Origin of the sequence: Paenibacillus sp. FSL H3-0302, from assembly GCF_037982245.1 — a bacterium.
GTDB classification, from domain to species: domain Bacteria; phylum Bacillota; class Bacilli; order Paenibacillales; family Paenibacillaceae; genus Paenibacillus_AQ; species Paenibacillus_AQ odorifer.
This window is the reverse complement of sequence record NZ_CP150284.1, coordinates 2,244,198-2,263,877: the sequence shown is the minus strand read 5'-3', so window position 1 is coordinate 2,263,877 and position 19,680 is coordinate 2,244,198. Positions and strand designations below refer to the sequence as shown.

General features: G+C 41.2%; 18 protein-coding genes. 4 read left to right on the top strand and 14 right to left on the bottom strand.

The genetic code is table 11. The features are described 5' to 3' along the window. Positions 1 to 35: 35 nt before the first annotated feature. From MHH50_RS09855 to MHH50_RS09840, 4 genes are all read right to left on the bottom strand, one after another. On the bottom strand, positions 36 to 584 hold the full coding sequence (locus tag MHH50_RS09855; protein WP_175618910.1) for a GNAT family protein: 549 nt from the start codon (positions 582 to 584) through the stop codon (positions 36 to 38). Positions 585 to 732: 148 nt separating this feature from the next. After that, positions 733 to 2,568: a UbiD family decarboxylase gene (locus MHH50_RS09850; RefSeq protein ID WP_340034247.1), complete on the bottom strand. Its 1,836-nt coding sequence runs from the start codon at positions 2,566 to 2,568 to the stop codon at positions 733 to 735. 115 nt (positions 2,569 to 2,683) lie between these two features. Then, a complete protein-coding gene (locus MHH50_RS09845; protein WP_036679239.1) occupies positions 2,684 to 3,205 on the bottom strand; it encodes a serine acetyltransferase in 522 nt (173 codons plus the stop codon). A gap of 260 nt (positions 3,206 to 3,465) precedes the next feature. Then, a complete protein-coding gene (locus tag MHH50_RS09840; protein WP_340034246.1) occupies positions 3,466 to 7,224 on the bottom strand; it encodes an alpha-L-arabinofuranosidase C-terminal domain-containing protein in 3,759 nt (1,252 codons plus the stop codon). A gap of 224 nt (positions 7,225 to 7,448) precedes the next feature. Here MHH50_RS09840 and MHH50_RS09835 point away from each other — a divergent pair, with 224 nt between their 5' ends. Next, positions 7,449 to 8,060 carry a GNAT family N-acetyltransferase gene (locus MHH50_RS09835; protein WP_076278591.1) on the top strand — a complete coding sequence of 204 codons (612 nt, stop codon included), beginning with the start codon at positions 7,449 to 7,451 and terminating at the stop codon, positions 8,058 to 8,060. Between the two features lie 76 nt (positions 8,061 to 8,136). Here the strand turns inward: MHH50_RS09835 and MHH50_RS09830 are convergent, their stop codons facing one another. Further along, positions 8,137 to 8,574, bottom strand: a complete 438-nt coding sequence (locus MHH50_RS09830) for a helix-turn-helix domain-containing protein (RefSeq protein ID WP_081386204.1) — start codon at positions 8,572 to 8,574, stop codon at positions 8,137 to 8,139. A gap of 208 nt (positions 8,575 to 8,782) precedes the next feature. Next, positions 8,783 to 9,820 (bottom strand): NADH:flavin oxidoreductase/NADH oxidase, encoded by a 1,038-nt coding sequence (locus tag MHH50_RS09825; RefSeq protein WP_076124961.1) that lies wholly within the window; start codon positions 9,818 to 9,820, stop codon positions 8,783 to 8,785. Between the two features lie 247 nt (positions 9,821 to 10,067). On the opposite strand from MHH50_RS09825, the gene MHH50_RS09820 reads away from it, so the two are divergent. Then, positions 10,068 to 10,448: a VOC family protein gene (locus MHH50_RS09820; protein ID WP_076098496.1), complete on the top strand. Its 381-nt coding sequence runs from the start codon at positions 10,068 to 10,070 to the stop codon at positions 10,446 to 10,448. Positions 10,449 to 10,479: 31 nt separating this feature from the next. Here the strand turns inward: MHH50_RS09820 and MHH50_RS09815 are convergent, their stop codons facing one another. Then, positions 10,480 to 11,130 carry a suppressor of fused domain protein gene (locus MHH50_RS09815; RefSeq protein ID WP_076124958.1) on the bottom strand — a complete coding sequence of 217 codons (651 nt, stop codon included), beginning with the start codon at positions 11,128 to 11,130 and terminating at the stop codon, positions 10,480 to 10,482. Between the two features lie 60 nt (positions 11,131 to 11,190). After that, on the bottom strand, positions 11,191 to 12,282 hold the full coding sequence (locus tag MHH50_RS09810; RefSeq protein WP_340034245.1) for a hypothetical protein: 1,092 nt from the start codon (positions 12,280 to 12,282) through the stop codon (positions 11,191 to 11,193). A gap of 180 nt (positions 12,283 to 12,462) precedes the next feature. On the opposite strand from MHH50_RS09810, the gene coaA reads away from it, so the two are divergent. Continuing rightward, positions 12,463 to 13,398, top strand: a complete 936-nt coding sequence (gene coaA, locus MHH50_RS09805) for a type I pantothenate kinase (protein WP_076124954.1) — start codon at positions 12,463 to 12,465, stop codon at positions 13,396 to 13,398. Positions 13,399 to 13,563: 165 nt separating this feature from the next. Further along, a complete protein-coding gene (locus MHH50_RS09800; RefSeq protein WP_076124952.1) occupies positions 13,564 to 14,517 on the top strand; it encodes a glycosyltransferase family 8 protein in 954 nt (317 codons plus the stop codon). A 17-nt stretch (positions 14,518 to 14,534) separates the two neighbouring features. Here the strand turns inward: MHH50_RS09800 and MHH50_RS09795 are convergent, their stop codons facing one another. The 6 genes from MHH50_RS09795 to MHH50_RS09770 all read right to left on the bottom strand — a co-directional run bounded on the left by MHH50_RS09795 (position 14,535) and on the right by MHH50_RS09770 (position 19,618). Then, on the bottom strand, positions 14,535 to 15,773 hold the full coding sequence (locus tag MHH50_RS09795; protein WP_076191206.1) for an RICIN domain-containing protein: 1,239 nt from the start codon (positions 15,771 to 15,773) through the stop codon (positions 14,535 to 14,537). 177 nt (positions 15,774 to 15,950) lie between these two features. Beyond that, a complete protein-coding gene (locus tag MHH50_RS09790) occupies positions 15,951 to 16,649 on the bottom strand; it encodes a hypothetical protein (protein ID WP_076301287.1) in 699 nt (232 codons plus the stop codon). Positions 16,650 to 17,156: 507 nt separating this feature from the next. Then, positions 17,157 to 17,801 (bottom strand): hypothetical protein, encoded by a 645-nt coding sequence (locus MHH50_RS09785; RefSeq protein ID WP_076107537.1) that lies wholly within the window; start codon positions 17,799 to 17,801, stop codon positions 17,157 to 17,159. 144 nt (positions 17,802 to 17,945) lie between these two features. Continuing rightward, positions 17,946 to 18,467 carry a hypothetical protein gene (locus MHH50_RS09780; RefSeq protein ID WP_076124948.1) on the bottom strand — a complete coding sequence of 174 codons (522 nt, stop codon included), beginning with the start codon at positions 18,465 to 18,467 and terminating at the stop codon, positions 17,946 to 17,948. A 21-nt stretch (positions 18,468 to 18,488) separates the two neighbouring features. Next, on the bottom strand, positions 18,489 to 18,950 hold the full coding sequence (locus MHH50_RS09775; protein ID WP_076124946.1) for an FMN-binding protein: 462 nt from the start codon (positions 18,948 to 18,950) through the stop codon (positions 18,489 to 18,491). Between the two features lie 89 nt (positions 18,951 to 19,039). Beyond that, positions 19,040 to 19,618, bottom strand: coding sequence for a TetR/AcrR family transcriptional regulator (locus tag MHH50_RS09770; protein WP_076124944.1), 579 nt, complete (start codon positions 19,616 to 19,618; stop codon positions 19,040 to 19,042). Between the last annotated feature and the right edge of the window lie 62 nt (positions 19,619 to 19,680).

The following is a 19,680-nucleotide window of genomic DNA, read 5'->3' as shown; positions in this document are numbered from 1 at the left end:
GGACACCCGCTTTTGAGATCACGACAACAGTTTTGCTATTCCTTCATCCTTAACCATTCGCTTCTGAGCAATCCATAGGAATAAGTATCATGCCAGATTGGCTCTCCATTACTATCATATTTAAAATAACCCGTCTGCAAAAAATGTCCTTCTCGACGAAGCTTCAATCGTTCAAGCAGTTTCCATGAGCGTGTATTTTCGGGATCACAGTTCGCAATCACACGTCTCATTTTCAGATTATCAAAGCCATAGTTTAACAATTGATTACAAGCCTCTGTAGCATACCCGCTTCCCTGAAAATCAGGGTTAAAAACATATCCAAATTCCCAAACGCCAAAAACCTTTGGTTCGCTCGCTTGAAAATATAAGTTGCCGATCATTTTTGTCGTAGATTTAAGACAGACTGCCCAAAAAGCACGGTCCGATGACCGTCTGAGCGCCTCAGTGCGAGATTCATCTGCATTAAACACGGAATAGGGCTCATATTTCACAACACTTTCTTGCGACAAATATTCATGAAGGTCTTTCCAATCCTCTGCTGAGAACCTTCTAATCCATAAACGTTCGGTTTCCATAATTTCCATCAGAACAACACTTCCCCAATATTAATAGTAAATATATACCATACACCCCATAATACCCCTATTCCTTTTTTATTTCATATGAGCAAAATCATTTCACAAACAGCAAATAGGCCTCCTTGGATTCCCAAGAAGGCCGATGAATGTTTCTCTATATCTTAACTCTGCTTAAACTGCCACCTGACGCAAATAATCGTTCGATATGCTTCTGAACGGTTGGGTCCGGGATCAGTGGCGGGGCTTGATGGGGTTTTACCCGAGCATCAATAATCACGTTGTCACAGGACCAATGTTTATACTCAGTAGAACTGTTCACTCCATAGATATCATGAGATGGATTACTTCGGGTGAACGTCGCCCATAGGAAATTGTCGATCTTTTCACTCAAAAACTCGCTATCATCACACAAAATAATCATTGGGCAAGAAGGAAGTGACCCTTGCTCCTGAATAGCTTCACTAAGCTTGTTCATTTCCAGTGCTGCTTCAGCGTAGCTTGTGAATTTAGCGCCTTGAAGGGCAACAAGACCAGGCATCACCATTCGTGCATGTTCAAATCCCTGTAATTCTTTCAGCAGGCCTGGCACCTCTGTACATAGCTCTCTTTTCTTATCCCCTACTGCTGCGAAGATCACTTTACTTCCGCTGTTTAATCCTGTGCCGGAATAATCAAGTGTATCAATCGTGGTATTGGTATAGAAATGAATATCTCTATGAAGATTAATCCGCTCTAAGATATACGTCAAGAAATCCTCGATATTATGTGTGCTGATAGGCTGATTCTCTTCTGCTGTAATAAACAAAAACTTAGCTAAACTAAGCTGACCCGTCCCTAAAATCCGGTTAGCAATGGTCAGAATTTCCGCTGGCTGCTTTACTTGCTGATAAGGCGTATAACGTTCACTGCCAATGGCGAACAGCAGGGGATGAACACCCGCAGCATCGACTGCATGAACTTCTTTGACGCCCGGAATTTCTTGGCGGATAGCCCCACCTGTCAGCTCGTGAATTAACTCACCAAACGCGGTATCCTCTTGTGGCGGCCGGCCGACAACCGTAAATGGAAAGATTGCATTTTTTCTGGCGTACACTTTATGTACTCTCATTACTGGGAAAGGGTGAACCAAGCTATAATAGCCTAAATGGTCGCCAAAAGGCCCCTCCGGCTTCGTCTCACCAGGGTGAATTTCACCTGTTATTACAAAGTCCGCATCATTGCTTATACAATAACCATCCACATAGCTATAGCTGAAATGGCGTCCTGAAAGTAATCCTGCAACGATCATCTCACTCATTCCCTCAGGCAAAGGCATAACCGCCGATAAAGAGTGAGCGGGTGGTCCACCGATAAAACAACTCACTTTAAGCGGTTGTCCTTGGCGGTTCGCTTTTTCCTGATGTACGCCAATGCCGCGATGAATTTGATAATGAATGCCCACTTCTTTATTTAATTCATACTCATTTCCAGTCAGCTGCACACGGTACATTCCCAGATTGGAGTTCATAATGCCCCGCTTGTCCGGATCTTCTGAATACACCTGCGGCAAGGTTACAAAAGCACCACCATCTCCCGGCCAATGTGTGATTAGCGGAAGATCAGAGATACTAATTTCCTGAAAACCGCTTGGCAGACCCCCTGGCTTTTTAACAGGCAATGCTTTTCTCGCGGATAATCCGGTACCAACATATTTAAATGGATTTTTGAGTGCTTTTACGGGATCGTTGCGAAGGGCAATTACGTTATGTGTGGAGTCCCAAGTACGCCGAAAGATAAACTTACTGCGCTCTATCGTTCCAAAAAGGTTAGATACGGCCCGAAACTTCGAGCCTTTTACATTTTCAAATAATAATGCAGGTCCACCAGCCTCATAAACCTTTAGGTGAATCGCCGCCATCTCTAGATAAGGGTCCACTTCTTCATGAATACGAACTAAATGTCCGTGTTTCTCTAAATCATTAACACACTCTTCTAAATTGCTATATTTCATTTCATTACTCCGATCTCTAGAAGGTTATTACAAGATTACTTGGATGCTTTAATTATACCCTGTAAGATATTAAAATAAAGCGCACGCGTACCCTATGTACTAGAACCTAACGTCTTTATCTTGTATTCTCTGGTTTCGGTTCACTCCGCAATATATTTTTAGCAGGAATACCTACAGCCGAAGCGTTATCCGGCACATCCTTTACCACGACAGACATGGCCCCGATATTAACATCGTTACCAATGACAACCGGTCCAAGAATCTTGGAGCCTACTCCAATAAAAGCTCTGTCTCCAATCACTGGCTCTCCTAAGTTATTTCTCCCGCCAATAGTCACTTGATGAAAAATAGTAGCATGGCTTCCAAGCACCGCTTTAGGACTAATGATAATCCCATTTAAACCATGCGGTAAATGAAGCGCGTCACCAATTTGAGCTTGAGCGTGAAGCTCGCCATTCGCAAGAATACGGACAAAAAGCACATCCATTATCCGATACAAAAGCCACAAAGGTTTTCGCACGATGCCATTCTTCACTCGATAATACACCCAATTTCCATAACGATAAGTAAACAAGGCCATAATCGTTTGAGGATTTTTCAGATTTGCTTTCCAGTCCGTTTTGAATGATTTCATCATTTTATCGTTCTCCTTTTTAGGGGCTAGGGTATGCACTGTATTCTGGAGTAATGAAGGCAACTGTGGATAAAACATCTGGGAGGATCGCGGGCTGGAGGGTCAGTCGGTGATTGTACTTTCACCAGTGTAAGATAGATTCTGAGATTCATCAAGCAAGTGGGCAGTTCTCTCTATATAATCATCAACCGATTTAGAGGCTTGTTAAACAACAACACGCGCCGAACAAAAAGATCGGCGCGTGTTGAACAGCATATTCTCTATTAAATCAGATCCAGAACAATCACATTCACGGAATTGGCAGCTAGCTTCACAATTGCCGTGTCTTTATCAATTACGATTTCCGTTTCAACTGGTGTAACCTTCTCATCATTTTTTCTGTTCACATTAGGTGTGTGAACCAGCGAGGCGTCTCCGGTTAAGGTAATCCGTTTACCCGTAGCAGCTACTTTTAAGCCTTTTAGATCAAGCTTCGTTGCTTTTTCTACACCATCCGCATTTACAAGCTTCACATAGAGATGCTTATCATCTTTAGTTACGGAATTGTATACCTCTCTGTTATAAGCCTCAAGCTTATAATCCAGTACTTTGCTTGTTACCTTGCCATCTGTATAAGAGCAAATCAAATGTTTGCCATCTGCTCCGCCATAATTAACGGTGATGGTATATTCCGTATGATCCGCAAGCTCTTCATAGCAACTGGCTCTAAGGTTACCAGCAGCGGTACTAGAGGAATAATCGCCGAGAGTATAAGCCTCAATCCCTTGCTTGTACACCTTGACTCCTGTGGCATCGCCATTATAGCCAATTGCATATTCGATAACATCTTTATTTTCCGGTGAGATTTCTGTCAGACCTGCGCCTACATAGAAGCCATCTTCGCCAGAAGCTTTTTCAGCTACAACCTCTACTTTATAATTAGTCCACGCATCATTAAGGATATACAATCCATTCAATCCGCCATTCTGCGCTTTCAATACCAGACCTTTGGAAGGATCCATCGTATATCCGGCAGAGCCAGGAATCACTTTCCAAGCTTCATCCAGCGGCTGCGTGAAATCTTGATCCAACCATACACTGCCATCTACATTCGAAGTCACTTTCACCCGTTTCACGATCACAGCTGATTTCCCGGCAGCCACTTCAATTCCTCCATGAGGAATGAGGTCTACCTTCTCCCCGTTGCGATAAGTCGAAAATGAGGTGCCAACCACTTTGGTTCCCAGGTATTTAGCATACAGCTGCTGAACATAATAGTTCGGTGTGTACCATACGGTTTCATCATCGAACCAGATGCAATCCGGTGTCCATCTATAGGTGCCATCTGTCAGAACCTTGTTGAACAACGGTGCCGTTGCCGCCAATCTAATCACATCAGAGTTATTCTCGAAGCTGGACATAATCGCCGCCTCAGCAACAGCTCCTGCCAATGTGTTTTTATCTGTGGAAGCATATTCACCCACAAAAACCTTTGAAGTTTCAGCCTCATCCAAGCTGCCGTCTTCCTTATAGGCTCTGTAATAGTAGTTGTAACGATCAGCATTCTCTAACAAATATTCATTGGAACGGTAGTAATGCTCATCCGCAATGGTATCCATGTAGTTCTTTTGTTTTTCGTACCAGGTAACAGTCTCTTCGATGCTCGATGTACCATCCGTAAAGCTGATTTTTTCCGAGCCCTGTAAATTTCCGCTTAGGAATTTCCAACCTTGCTGGTAAGCATCATCATCTGCCTGTGCACCCACGGTAGAGAGAATAGTCAATTCATGATCAGGATAGTTCTTCACCATATACTCATCAATCACTGTTTTAAAATATTCGAAGTTGGCGAAAAACTCTGTACCCCAGTTTTCATTCCCCACACCCAAATAACGCAGATCAAACGCTGCTTCATGGCCCATCTTTTTACGCAATGCAGCCCACTCATTATTGTCAAAATCCATGCTAATCGCAAAATCAATCAGATCCGTAAAGTTCTTCACATAATAATCTCTTAACGCACCGCCAGCTGGATTCGCATAATCCGAACGAGCTTGACAGAGTACGCCGCAGGCCATAACCGGAAGTGGTGTTGCGTTCAAATCCTCGGCTAATTGGAAATACTCCATATATCCAAGACCCATGGTCATCATGTAGCCCCATACGTTATAGTTCTCTTTGCGCAATTCGATATCGTTGACGGACTCTTTCCAATCGTACACGTTCTCCCAAATGTGAGAACCTTCAGAAATACAACCCCCAGGGAAACGCAGGAAGGTAGGATGAAGATCAACGAGTGCATTCACTAAGTCTTTTCGCAATCTATAGTTTGAATTTCCTTTATAGTTAGCATGAGCTGTAGCAGAACGTTCCTCTTCACCAGCGCCCCAAACGTCATCAGGAATTAAGGAAACCATATCAATGGAGATCTCACCGTTAAAGGTTAAAGCCAGCTGACCAAGCACAGTTTCAGATCCTGTTAATACAAGCTTTGAATCGACACCATACTTCTTCCAGCTGCCGTCACCGTTTACTTCAACAACTGCAGTATCGCTGATGGCTTTACCGTCTTTGTCGAGCAATTGCAAGGTAATTGTGCCCGCTGCTTCTGCCTTCGCCCAAATCGTGAAGTTGTACTTGGCATCTTCCTGAATAAACATCGAGCAGTGCTGATTGGAATCGGCAAAACCTCTATTATTAATCGTCGCGCCATCCGCTACCGTCACATAATGCGCATTCATATCTTTATCATCGATGCCGAAGAAATCGTTTAATCCGCCTGTATTATGGACAGTCATTTGGTCTGTATCCCCAGACCATGCGTGAAGAGGTGTATAATTTCTTCCAGTGGAAGCACCATGTACACCACATACATGCGAATAGCTGTCAAAAGCAAAAGATTCGAAGGAGCGATTCTGCACTAGCTCTGCATAGATCCCACCGTCTGCTGCATTGTTAATGTCCTCATAGAATAAACCATATAGAATTTGGCTAACATCCAAAATCTCCTGATTGCCGTCAATCGTTAAGGTGTAAGGTGGCAAATCTTCCGGAAGCACAGACACAGTGAAGCACTTTTCTACTGTACTAGCTCCCTTTTTCAAATGTGCTGTAAGTGTTACGCCTTGAGCAGATTGAACTCCTTTATTCACAACGCCTTCATTAGAAATGACTTTGGTATCGCTGGATACCCAAGATACGTCAACTTTCTCGCCCATCAGCGAAGCTGGCAATTCGATATCTTTGGTAATAATCGAGCTTGGGAAGGTTAAGTATTTATCTTTTGCAAGCTTAACGATATCTTCATCCGTCAAAGATTCGCACATAATTTCAATCACTTCATCTTGAGTTAAGCCTGCTTTATATACACGGAAGTCCGAAATATAGCCGCCAAAATCAACATCTGCCGCGTACTGGGATTTCCCGATTGTATTATTGCTATAATTCAGTTGGTCTTCAAAAGTAGCAAACCATGTGCGCAGCTTAGCATATGTGCCACTCGAGGTTTGGCTGATCATTCCATCCGCAACTACTTCACCATTTACATACATCACAGGACCTGCACTGCTTAGTGTTCCACCTTTTGTGCCTGTAACTGCAAAGGAAACGTGTACCCATTCATCAGTCGCAAAGGATTTCCCTGGATCTGCAATTAAGTCTTCCCCTGCAAAACAAGTGCCCCGTAAATTGCGGGTTACAAAAAGATAAGGTCCTGTTTCACCTTTACCAAAATCAAAAATTCTTTCCCATAAGCTTGAAGCTTTGCTTACATACATCCAGGTCGAAATCGTAATTCCTGTATGGTCACTGACCTCTTTAAGCAGATCGTTAGGTAATGAAATATAGGATGTGCCATGTTCTCCCCCAGCAAGCGCAACAGCTTGTCTACCTGCTACGGATTTAATAGCCGGCAGCTTCGTACCTGAAGCGGTTCCATCATTGCCGTTCCCCGAGAAATCTTGACCTACATCCTCTGGATTATCAAACTTATAATGCGCAATTAGACTACCATTAATAAATTTGTTACCGTTGTCATTTTTCATAGAAGATCACCTGTTATCTTTATAGTAGAAATCTTAAAAACCTAACCAAATTAGTTCATTGCCGTTTATACGAAACATAATAACATATTTTATAGTCAATTAATATATTAACCAATTAATATTTATGTGAAATAAAAGAAAACAATTTTTATAATCAAATATTACCAAATCAATCATTTGTTTCATGGTAAAATATCTGTTAGTTAATAAAGGAGTGGTACAAGTTGAGCGAGGTTGCGAATGATAAGGCCAATTCTAGTGATTTATTTACGATTGATTGTAAAGATATTTTTCTGCGGGAGTATAGCGTGGAGGATTTAGAGGAGTTTCATGCACTTACTCTACAGCCTGAAATTATTGAATTCTTGCCGGATTGGAATGTTCCTAAAGAACAACGGTTGGACTGGTTAATAAACTATGAAATAAAAGAGAACCAGCAGTTTCTTCAAGCGATCTCAGCGGGCGGAGATATCGGAGAGCTTCGTCTTCGTTTAGGCATTATTTTAAAAGAGTCCGGTGAGTTCATTGGTTGGTGTTGTACAGGAATTAAGGATGAATTGCCCGTTCCCAACAGAGAGATTATGTATGCCATATCCAAGGATCATCGCGGTAAAGGCTACACTACTCAAGCTGCCAAGGGATTAATTAAGTATTTGTTTGATAATAGCTCTACCGATGTATTAAACGCCATTGCTCTGAAACACAATATCCCATCTAATAGAGTCATTCAAAAATGTGGTTTCGAGCTTCTTGATGAGATTACAATTGAACATGAAGACTATAATTATTACCGGCTTTCCCAGCAACAGTGGAATGAACAGGTAGGATGTAAATAGCGCCCCACACTAAAAAACCTCTGTATGGGAAATGGAGATTCGATCCATTTACCAAAACAGAGGTTTTATTGTGAATTCATGACTGTTGCTTCATGCGAAGCATTTGATCCAAAAGCTCTTTCACATCTTTTTCTGGAAAAGCTGCAAGCAGGGTCTCTTGAAAGGTATCTTGTGCACGGAGGAGCTTGTCTTCGCCAATGGCAGTCAAGGCAGTATAGATACTTCTGCGATCAGCATCACACGCTTTTCTTTCTAAAGCGCCACAGCCTTTGGCCTCAAACCGACTAACCAGTCGGGAAACTGCACTCTGGCTTAAACCCACCATAGCTTCGAGTTTCTGCAATTTCAGTTTCTTCTCCGGCGCTTCCGACAAAAATAACAGCAAATAAAATTCTTTTAAGGATAAGCCATGTTTGGCTTGTAGATTAGCTTCCAATTCATTCGTCACATTCATTTGTATATGCGTTAACGTCAACCAACTCGTTATAAGTTCATTGTTAAGAATGTCGCCCATTTTATTATTCATCTCCCGGGTGTATGGCTTTTCATGATTTTTTCCTTCTATATAATAGTACTACAATCCACAACCATACATAAAGTATAGGTTCGATACTTATACTTTATTTTATTTTAAAAAAGAAGAGAGACCGTTTCTCCAAGAAGCCGGCCCCTCCACACTTTACAATTATTTTGTTTAGACTTCACACCATTTAAATTAATCTTTATCCATTAATTCTTGGAAACCCGAAAGAATATTGTCTGGGAATACCCGCATCTTTCTGAAGCTCGACCCCTGCTTCCAGCGTCCAGTATGGATTTCTCAACATGCCCCGGCCCACGGCAACAAGATCAGCTTCCTCATTCCCAATCACGGCATTAGCAAGTACAGGCTCATCCAATCTGCCAACCGCAATAACCGGAACATTCAAGCCATATTTGATTTCTCTGGCCAAAGGAACCTGATAAGCTGCATGCGTCCCTGGTTTCCCGGCAGCTGCGATAGGACCTTCACCACCTGCACTGATATGGAAAATATCTGCGCCTGCTTCTTTGTAAGCTTTACTAAATTCCAAGCTTTCTTTGATACCGTACCCGCCCTCAACATATTCTTGAGCGGAGATGCGCATAATCAATGGCATTCCTTCCGGCATTTCACTTTTTGCTGCGCGAATGACTTCTGTACCAAACAGTGTTAAATCCTTGCCATATTCATCTGTTCTTTGATTGGTTAGAGGGGAATGGAACTGATGAATAAGGTAACCATGCGCTCCATGAAGCTCGATAACATCAAATCCCGCTTGTATCGCCCGCTTCACGCCCAACCGGAATTTCTCAACCATAGCTTTCACTTCTTCAGTTGTTAAGGCACGTGGTGTTTTGGAGTCAGCATCAAAAGGAACGTTAGAGGAGGATACAGGAACTGCTGCATCTTCTGCTTTACGTCCGGCGTGTGCAATTTGAATACCTACTTTAGCGCCATAAGAATGACAAGCTTCAACGATTCTAGCCAGTGCAGGAATTTGCTCATCAGACCAAATACCAAGATCAAAATCAGTAATCCGGCCATCAGGCTCCACGTCCGTCATTTCAATAATAATTAATCCAGTTCCGCCAACAGCGCGGCTTACGTAATGATTATAATGCCAATCCGTAGCAATTCCGTCTTTGTTAGACACTGAATACTGACACATTGGAGGCATAACCACGCGGTTCTTCAGCTTCAAATCCTTCAATTCATACGGGGTGAATAAGTCCTTCATGATATCTCTCCTCTTTATAAAAAACTAAGTATAGTATGATCAATGCTTCCAGTGAACATGAGTTTCTAAGTTCATCTTATATAAAATATTTATAAATGCATGCTCATGCATGTATATTATTATAGAATAGCGATGATGTCAACCGTGAATAATCTTCTGCTAAATGGAAACTCCGTGTATTGTTGGAACTTCTATCTTAAGGTAATATATGGATATATATTTTTTCTTTGAAAGGATGACCTCACTCGTGGACAAAAAGCTCTTACAATCACATAGTATTTTCCCTACGTTGAATATTGAGCAAACCGCTGCCTTCTACAGCCAGTACTTAGGTTTTAAAGCTGTGCCCTATTTAGATACACAAGAACCACATCTTTGTTTGTATCGTGACGATACAGAGATTATCCTTACGCAATCCCATGGACAAAAGGTCATTCCCAATCGAGAGTTGTACGGTTATGGATACGATGCCTATTTTATTACGAAGCAGCAAGAAGAGTTGGAGAAGGAGTTCGAAGCCGCCGGTGTTCATATTGTTCGTTCTTTATCAAACACCGATTATAATAACAAGGAATTTGTGATTGAAGATGTGGATGGTCGCTGGATTGCTTTTGGAATCAAAAAATAAAAAAACGGCTCTCAGCCGTTTTTTCTTGTATTTAAAAGAGTCCCCATAACTTCTTACAACTATTTTTACGGGAAGGATCCAAAACATCCGTAACCCCAATCTTATTTAACTTGTGTAGTAACTCTTCCTCGCTATGCTTGATTTTATAATCTAACTCCTCCCCATAGAGCGGAATTAACGTATAAAAGTGCACCACTTTCTCATGGCTCATTTCTAAATTAAAGAAACCGGCTTTATCTTTTACATCTGGAACCCAAACGAACATCCCTTGAAATCCTGTATCCTCACTATAAGGCTGGGCGGGATTACCGTTCACAAGCGTATGCCCCATATAAAGCCATGTATTATATTCATGCGGAAACCTAGCCATTGTTTTCAGGGCTCGAATCGGCCAATAATTCCGTTCATCCTTAAAAGCCTCATCCGACAGCTTCCAGGTAGGAGGGAGACAAATCATTAGTTCAGCATATTGATATTCTTCTGCACCTTCTGGCACCGTCATCGGTAATTCGCTCATTCCAGAGGTAATTAAAGTATAGAAGTTCCGCTCAGGCGTCGGATCAAGAATTAGAATATCTATCGACAGAACACCTGAAATAATTTCTTTAAAAACATTATCAATAACACCTATGTATTTTTCAATATGATTACATATTTTCTCATTAGACTGAGCAGAATGCATTCATAATTCCCTCCCTTATATATGTTTATCGGTATAAACAAAGGAGAGTTTATTGCTAATTCACAGAATTTCTTCTCCACTACCATGGATCTCACAAAAATCTTTATGAACCCTACTAATTAATGCCGAATAACCTTGCCCCTGATCTAAAAGATGCTCCAAAAGGAACTTACTTATAAGCTCATTTAGGCAAGTATGAATTTCACAGGTTCTTTGTTTTAAAGTCTCTCCTTCCTCATAAAGGGGCAGATCGCTAAATGACATATGTGTAGCCTTTCGTATTTTCAGAAAAGATTTATATCCGTTCCAATTCTGAAAAAGCGCCTCTTGTCCTTTGATGAAATCATTTGCCAGTTCCTCCTGTAATATATTACTTAAGGATTCTAAGGTGGAGGCCTTTTGCCTTAATACAAGAAGCGGCACAGTATTGTTCTTCTCTTCATTCTCAATATATAAGTGCATGCTTGCATCTAATAAAATAGCAGCTTTAATTCTATCGTCTTCCATAGTTAAATCTAATGCAGTAGCACCGCCGATGGAATGGCCGATAATACCAATCTTATTCATATCAAATAAGCCCTTCACATCTTTATCCATAGAATTAAGCGTGGACAGGTGATCCAGAACGTATTGAATATCTTTTTTTCGAATGGAAATTAAGTTATGTAAATCGGTATAATCCGCAGCTTTTATTTGCCTCATGGCTTCGGATTGATTAATAAATTCTCCACTAGGGCAAACAGTAAACATAGCTTCGTACGCAGCACTGACCGTTACCACTATGAAACCTTGCTTGGCCAGCGCTTCTATATTATAAATATACATATCTCTATCTAAACCTAATGCAGGTGAGTAGATGATGACTGGATAGGAGCGTTTAGATTTGCTTTGAAAGGTCCGATCGCTGATTGAGGTAGATAATGTATTTATGATTTCCATGTTCATACCAATATCTTGTAGAAGCTCTCTCGCCTGTTGTTCACAGGGCCCGAAAAGCTCCATATATTTCATTGCAGATGCGGTTTTATTTAATAAACCCTCTGTATCCGGATAATAAATACTTATAACTATTTTCCTTCCCTCTGACTCATCTTGGAACGTTTCCTTGCGTGTGTAATCCTTCAATAATTCAACTTTTCGAAAAACTCCCATTGCCCCACCCCATTTTTCCTAATATTCTATATTTTAATTGATTTTCCCATTTACTGAAATGCAATCTCCTTAATGTCCATAATAATGTCGATTACAATGAATGGAATGAAGCTGTATGAACGGTTATAATACCTAAGTGCATAAGAAATCTCTAAAAACTTCAGGGATGTGGAAAATTTAATGGTGAATAATTCAGCATATACACTTTATTTACGTGAGGATTGGAAAAAACTAAGCGATTTCACCGCTATCCAATTATCAGAAGAAGAACTTATGGAAGTCCAAAGTATTAATGAAAAAATCTCCAGCGAGGATGTTAACGAAGTCTATCTTCCTCTGTCCAATTTACTAAATCTGCAACTTCTATCTGCTCATAAATTTAATGAGTCTATAAATCACTTTCTAAACAATGATCTAAAAAAAGGTCCATTTATCATAGGTATCGCGGGAAGTGTCGCTGTTGGTAAAAGCACTACGGCCAGACTCCTACAAAAACTCCTCTCACAATTACCTTCCCATCCAAAAGTGGATTTAGTTACGACTGATGGGTTTCTACATCCCAACGCAGAGCTGGAAAAGCGCGGTATAATGACGAAAAAGGGCTTTCCTGAAAGCTACGACACACGTAGTTTAATTTCTTTTTTAACGGATGTGAAGTCTGGGGTGCCGCGGGTCCAAAGCCCTGTATACTCTCACTTAACTTATGATATTGTGCCAGATGAATATATTACGATTGAGAATCCGGATATTCTAATTGTTGAGGGCTTAAATGTTCTTCAGACTGCGATTACAAATAATCATAATATGCCTAACTATTTTGTATCTGATTTCTTTGATTTTTCTATTTATGTGGATGCCGATGTGAACGATATCGAGACATGGTACATTGATCGGTTTATTAAACTCAGAGATACTGCCTTCCAAGATGAACAATCTTATTTCAAAAAATATGCACAGCTGTCTCTAGAGGAATCTATTGAAATCTCAAAGCGGATCTGGAAAGAAATAAACTACGTTAATTTGCAGCAAAATATTCTGCCCACCCGAAATCGTGCCGATCTTATAATGCATAAGGACAACAATCATCACGTAGATCAAATTAAGCTGCGAAAATAAAGATTGAAGTCCTTAGCCGACCAAGTTGCTGAGATTCAGCACTTGGTTTTTTGGTGTTCACATGAAATTGGGTGAATATTCTGGGTTTAATGTCTCTGTCCTCTGATCAAGGCGAACGTATACTGTGGTACATTCGTACACAAACGTGAAGAGAGGATAAATCAAATGATCGATATCGCCTTGGCTTTTCAAGATAAGGATGGGAAATATGCTGAACATGCCGGAGTCGTTCTAGCGTCAATTTTTCATCATACGAGTTCCCCAATTCATATTCATATTTTACATGATGTTTCTTTAAGTGAAACTAATAAGCGCAGGCTTAGCGCATTAACTACAAAACATAATCATACCCTTAGCTTTTATTCAATCACTATGCCCGATGATCTAACTCAGGTGCTAGCCAATGTTAACTCCATTAATGTATGGACGCAGGCATGTATGTATCGATTGCTTCTTCCTGCACTAATACCCGTGGACAAAATCATCTATCTGGACTGCGATGTATTAGTGAATATGGACATTACTGAATTATGGCAGGTTGAACTGAATGACAAGTATTTGGCCGCAATTTGGGACCAGGGAATTAGAGAGGTTGCTCATATTGTGAGCGCTAAGGGATTAAATCCTGATCTTTATTTTAATTCCGGAGTGATTTTATTTTCTTTGCATAATATCCGCCAGAATACCAACTGGTACGAAGAAATGCTAACCTTCCTACGTACCTTTCCTGATGTCACCATGCCAGATCAGGATGTTCTGAATGCAGTTTTTGGTGGGAATTACCTCCCCCTTGATATCCGTTTTAATTCGTTCAACACAAACATTCCGGACCATGATTTCACTAACAAAATCATCCATTTTGCCGGAGATGATAAATGCTGGAATAAAGATTCCGCAGGTTCATCCCTATATCAGCAATTCCTAAAGCTAACCCCTTGGAGAATCACCAGAGCCAAAATCAGACGAAGAAAACGGAAAAGCAGCCCTTTAAAACCACACCTCACCCGAAAAAGAAACAAGCAGAAAATAAAAATTGTTCAGTTGAACTTAACCCCTATTCTTTTAGCCGATTTAAAACAAATTAGACCGATTAGACCGATTAGAAAAAGCCCCATTTGATATGGGGCGGCATTTCTTTAGTTCACTTTTGTAAAAAACCATTTCTGAGCATCACTCCCGTTATCCGTCCACTGCTGAACTGCTGCACCATCGGCTGTTGATGCTCCGGATACATCCATGGCTAATCCGCTCACTTTTGAAATAAGCTTATAATAGCCCCCTCCAACATCAATAATGCTCCATCGCTGAGCGTTGGTACCATTGTCATCCCATTGCTGCAGCTGTATACCGCTCGCGGTTGATGAGTTCGGCACATCCAACACTTTTCCACTATGCACTGCCGTAAGCTTGTAATAACCGTCGCCTGTACTCTCCACTTTAAATTTCTGATTATTGGCAGTGTAATTGGTCCATTGCTGCATTTTCGCCCCGCTTGCTGTGGATACATCCACTACGTCCAGAACCTTGCCACTAGCCTTGTCAGCTAAAGTGTAAATCCCACCACTAACGATGCTTGAGGTAGGCGCAGCCTGATACACACGTACGTAATCAACCAGCATTTGAGCTGGGAAAGCAGTTGAAGCATTTGGACTTCCCGGCCAATTTCCACCCACGGCAAGGTTTAGCAGGATGAAGAAAGGTTTCTGGAACTCCTCCGTATTTCCGGTTCCGTTCTCAATATAAAAAGCATTAAATGGGTTGCCGTCTACAAACCATCTTATATAATTCGCATCCCATTCCACGCTGTACACATGGTACTGTGAGAAATCGAGGTTACCAGACACCTGACCGTACTCGGCATGACCGTTGGCATCCCAATGTACCGTTCCATTAACAAAAGCATTATTGTTCACACGCTCCATAATGTCCGTTTCCCCAGATTTCGGCCAACCCACTGAATCAATATTCGCCCCAAGCATCCAAAATGCTGGCCAGAGTCCCTGTCCTGAAGGCAATTTGATTCTAGCTTCGATTTTTCCGTAGGTGAAGCTTTTGAGTCCCTGTGTTTTGATCCGTGCAGAGGTATAATTCATCCCCCCGTACGACTCCTTTTGTGCAGTAATCACTAAATTCCCACCCGTTACCTGCAGGTTCTGCGGACGACTGGTATAATACTGAAGCTCATTGTTTCCCCACCCCCCGCTACCCGTACCTATTTCCGCCGACCAATTATTAGTGTTCAGAGAATTCCCATCAAATTCATCGCTCCATGCCAGATTCCAGCTTGATGCCGCGCTTGAACTCCCTGTAGGTACCCAAGCAATTAAGAGGGTGAACAGCAGAAATAGACTTAACATTTTTCCTTTTCGTAACATCGTCTTTTCCTCCTACTGATTTCATTGCGCGGCGCGCTCGCACATTTGAAACCGGTTTCGAATAATGGATAAAACAAAACGTTATCCCATAAACAGCTATAACAGCCAGAGTCAGGTTAACGCCTCGCTTCATTTGATGTGTACGTCTTTTCTAAACGCAATATGCCAACATTTCGATTAAAGGGACCATTTTCCATAGTTCTGCATGCTTAATGTCCAGGTTTTCTCTGCGTCTTTTACCGTCGCCATACTCTCTGAGAGCGTCCATGCGATACCAACATACTGGTCCTCTTGATCGTCAAGGAATGATTTCCAATGTTGTCCCCCGTCTATCGTTATATATAACAATGTATGTTCATTTTCAGCGGGCCGAGTAATTAAGATTCCTTGATCCTTCGTAAGAAAGAGGGGAGGATAAGCATAGATTTGCGAGTTTACTAACTCATCCGGCACTGTGACAGTCTGTTCACTCCATGTAACTCCACCATCCATTGTTTTATATAAACCAACCTTTCCCTCCCATGGAGCATTCGTTGTAATCCAGCCTTCTTTTTCGTTAACAAAAGTAATTCCCGATTTCACTCCGCTAGGAAAAGTACTTCCTGCTTGTAAGCTATCCCCAATCTCCTTCCAAGTCTCTCCCCCATCACTAGTTGTATAAAGCTCCATATCTTCACGTGACATTCCTTGAAAATGATAGACTGCTTTCCAACCTATATTTTTGTTGAGGAACACAGTATCTCCTCTGCGGTTATCTGAAGGATCAGGAGAAGGAGAAGTTTCCTGATTAGAGGTTGGATGAGGAATTGGAGTGGAATTGGAACAACCAGATGCTATCACTGCAGCAATTAGTAGTATTGAAACTAGATATTTCATCTTGTTACCACGCCTTCGTTTATTTTTCTAAAAAAGTATAGTGGTACTGTACATATAGCTTGGTCCGCAAACGTATTCCTTAAATGAAATTTTATCCTAAACTATCTGAAAAGTATTGACAGTTTCTTTATATAAACCAGCAACACCAAGGCCTATCGGACCGAGGAGACGTTATTGGTTCATTTTCAAGAGAATTCTTGTGTTAACGGACTGAGATGCAACTATTTGGCTAATCCTCCTACTTTTATAGGCAATAAACAGACAATAAGGGCTATACGGTCCGCGAGTTCGGTAAATGGAGCTAAAAAGCAAAGATAAGCGCTATACAGTCCGTAGATGATGTGAACGAAACCTTCAAGCAGCAGGTTATCAGCTTAAAGCTATCAGCTCAAAGTAGATATGAATGAATTCATCAAGCAAGGATCTACTCTTTGAATGTCAAAAGAAAAAGAAACGGCATTTCTGCCGTTTCTTTGGGTTATGGATGGTCAGGACTCAGAGCCTGTTTTACTCCAATCCATGTTCTTTGCGGATGTTATACATGCCTTGAACAAGCAGTTCGGATGGATCCCGGTTCAATTGCAAATGAGTCAGCAACAGATGAAGCGGGAATGCGCATACGTTATTCCCATCGGTGATCGCTGGAAATCCAGCCTCGAAGACTGGTCCCAATTTCTCGTTCCAAGCTAGCCCGACATGCACTTTTTCTGGAGCAAATTCTTGGGTAATTTCCTCAATACAAAGCGGAACTAACACATTATCAATGATCCCTTTTGCTTCTTCTTCACTTGCTGGTGGTTTTGGAAGTGTTTTGCCTCCCTCAATTTTCATCAGCTCAACGAAGAATGAGGCCATCCATGCTGCCGGATCCTTACCCGACTGGAATCTTGCAATTAACTCGCGCAGAAAAAATCCGCAAGAATACACCTGATCTAATTCAGTTTTCACGTGAAAAACAAAAACAGGGCCGTAGGCTTCCATGTTCAATACTTGTCCTTCAACATCTTTAAAGTGTACTCTCAATGCTACAAGGCCGTTATGGTGAACAGCCTTTAGCAGCTGCGCCATATCCTCTTCAGACATTTCTGTATTATCATTTACTTCCTCATTCTCATTTGTTATTTCATTTTCATTAGTCGTCTCATTGTTCATTTTATAATTCCCTCCCATACCTATCATACCATCTAGCGAATTGAAGGAACACTTTATAATAGAACAATTTCTACCAGATTGCAGAGAAAACAAAAAAAACGGCAGCTTTGCCGTTTCTCTGTTCGTCTCGCTGGAGCTTAAAAGCTAGATCATATCCCTTACTTTCTTCACTATTTTTCCAGTTAATTGATTAATATCGCCCTCATTTAACTTATAAGCTGAGGTATCTTTACGTGCAGGCTTGTGATCTGCTGATATCAGATCTGCGATATGCTGCTCGATGAATACAACAGGGTCTGCTCCAGTTCTTTTTCTAAGCTCCCCTGGCACCTTCGGATTTGGACCGTCAGCTCCACCATTGATTGAAAGGTAACCATACTTTTGCGGATTTTTCTTCAAGTACTCTAAATAGGCACGGAGCGGTGTGGCCACTTTCCCCATCCAAACCGGTCCAAAAAATAGGATAATATCATATTTTCCTATTTGCTCAGGCTTCGGTTGAACCAACGGTATCCTGTCAAAAATCATATCAAAGGTAATCCTACCGAGTGTTCGGGGTTTAGCTTCCGAGATTCGGATATATTCAGCCGACAACGCTTTCGCCACACTCCTTGCTAATGCTTCATTATTACCTGTGAATGAATACGAAATGACTGCAATGTTCATATAAATTCTCCTTAAAATGAATTATTTCGTCTCCGCCTGCAGTAGGGCATTTTCGAGTGCCTTAAGATGTGTTTTAGAGGTAAGCGTTGCCCCGCTGATAACGTCCACCTGAAGAGACTGCGATTCAATCACATGACCAAACAAATCACCAATGCTTAGCCCACCCTTCAGTTCAGCAGGGTTCCCTGTTTTGTCCAAGGCACCTTTGAGTATTTTGATATCTGACAGCCGTCCAGCAGATATTGTGGCCTTCACCATGGTATCTCTGGAATGATCTTTGATGCCAATGTATTCCCCCACATAGCTGCCTTCCCGCAGTTTCTGTATATCTATGGCGTGGATAGTAAGCTGCTGAACTTCATGCCTTCCCGGAGCAGATAAGAGAATACCACCTATCCAACCTATGACTGTAATCCCGCATAGAATGCTGAGAACAATAATCCATTTATTGAATTTTCGCTTTTTTCCTCTTCTCTTACTCACCTGCTTGCCTCCTTCCTTTTGCTTTAAAATTTGAATGAATATTTAATAATTCATTCATTTCACTAAAAAAAAACTGCACCATAAGTGTATTAGGGGCAGTCTGTCAAACCCTTCATAATTAGTTCCAGCATATTGTCCAAAAGTTGTGGAAAATACTCCAGCCCGATTTCTTCCTTGTGGGTTTCCACATTAATCATTGCGCCGAAGATCATCATAATCATTTTACTATCCATATCGCTGCGCATTTTACCATCGGCTTGCCACTGCTTAATGATTTCATGGAAGCTATCATACAAGAAGTCGTTTACCTGAATGTTGGTTTCTTCCCGGTACAACTGTTCGATTTTTGCGAAAACACTTTTGTTATACCATTCCTTAAGAATGGGGTTGGCTATCATACCTTCCAAATTAAGCACCATCATCTGCCGTATTAGTGCTAATGGGCTTTGGCTCATATCGAGCGATTGCATACAGCTTTTTTTGAGCTTTTCGTTTTCCTCTAAAAAAATATCCATAAAAAGCTTTTCCTTAGAGGGATAATAGTTGTAAAAACTTCCTACAGCTATTCCAGCCATTGTGGTAATGCCAGAAACATTCGTGTCTTTAAAGCCTTTATTGCTAAATAGCTCTTTCGCACATTCGTATATCTTTGTTTTTTTGTCTTCCACTTTTCGTCTCTCCGTGAATGAATAATTATTTTTTCATTCATATCATAGTGTTAACAGCAGAA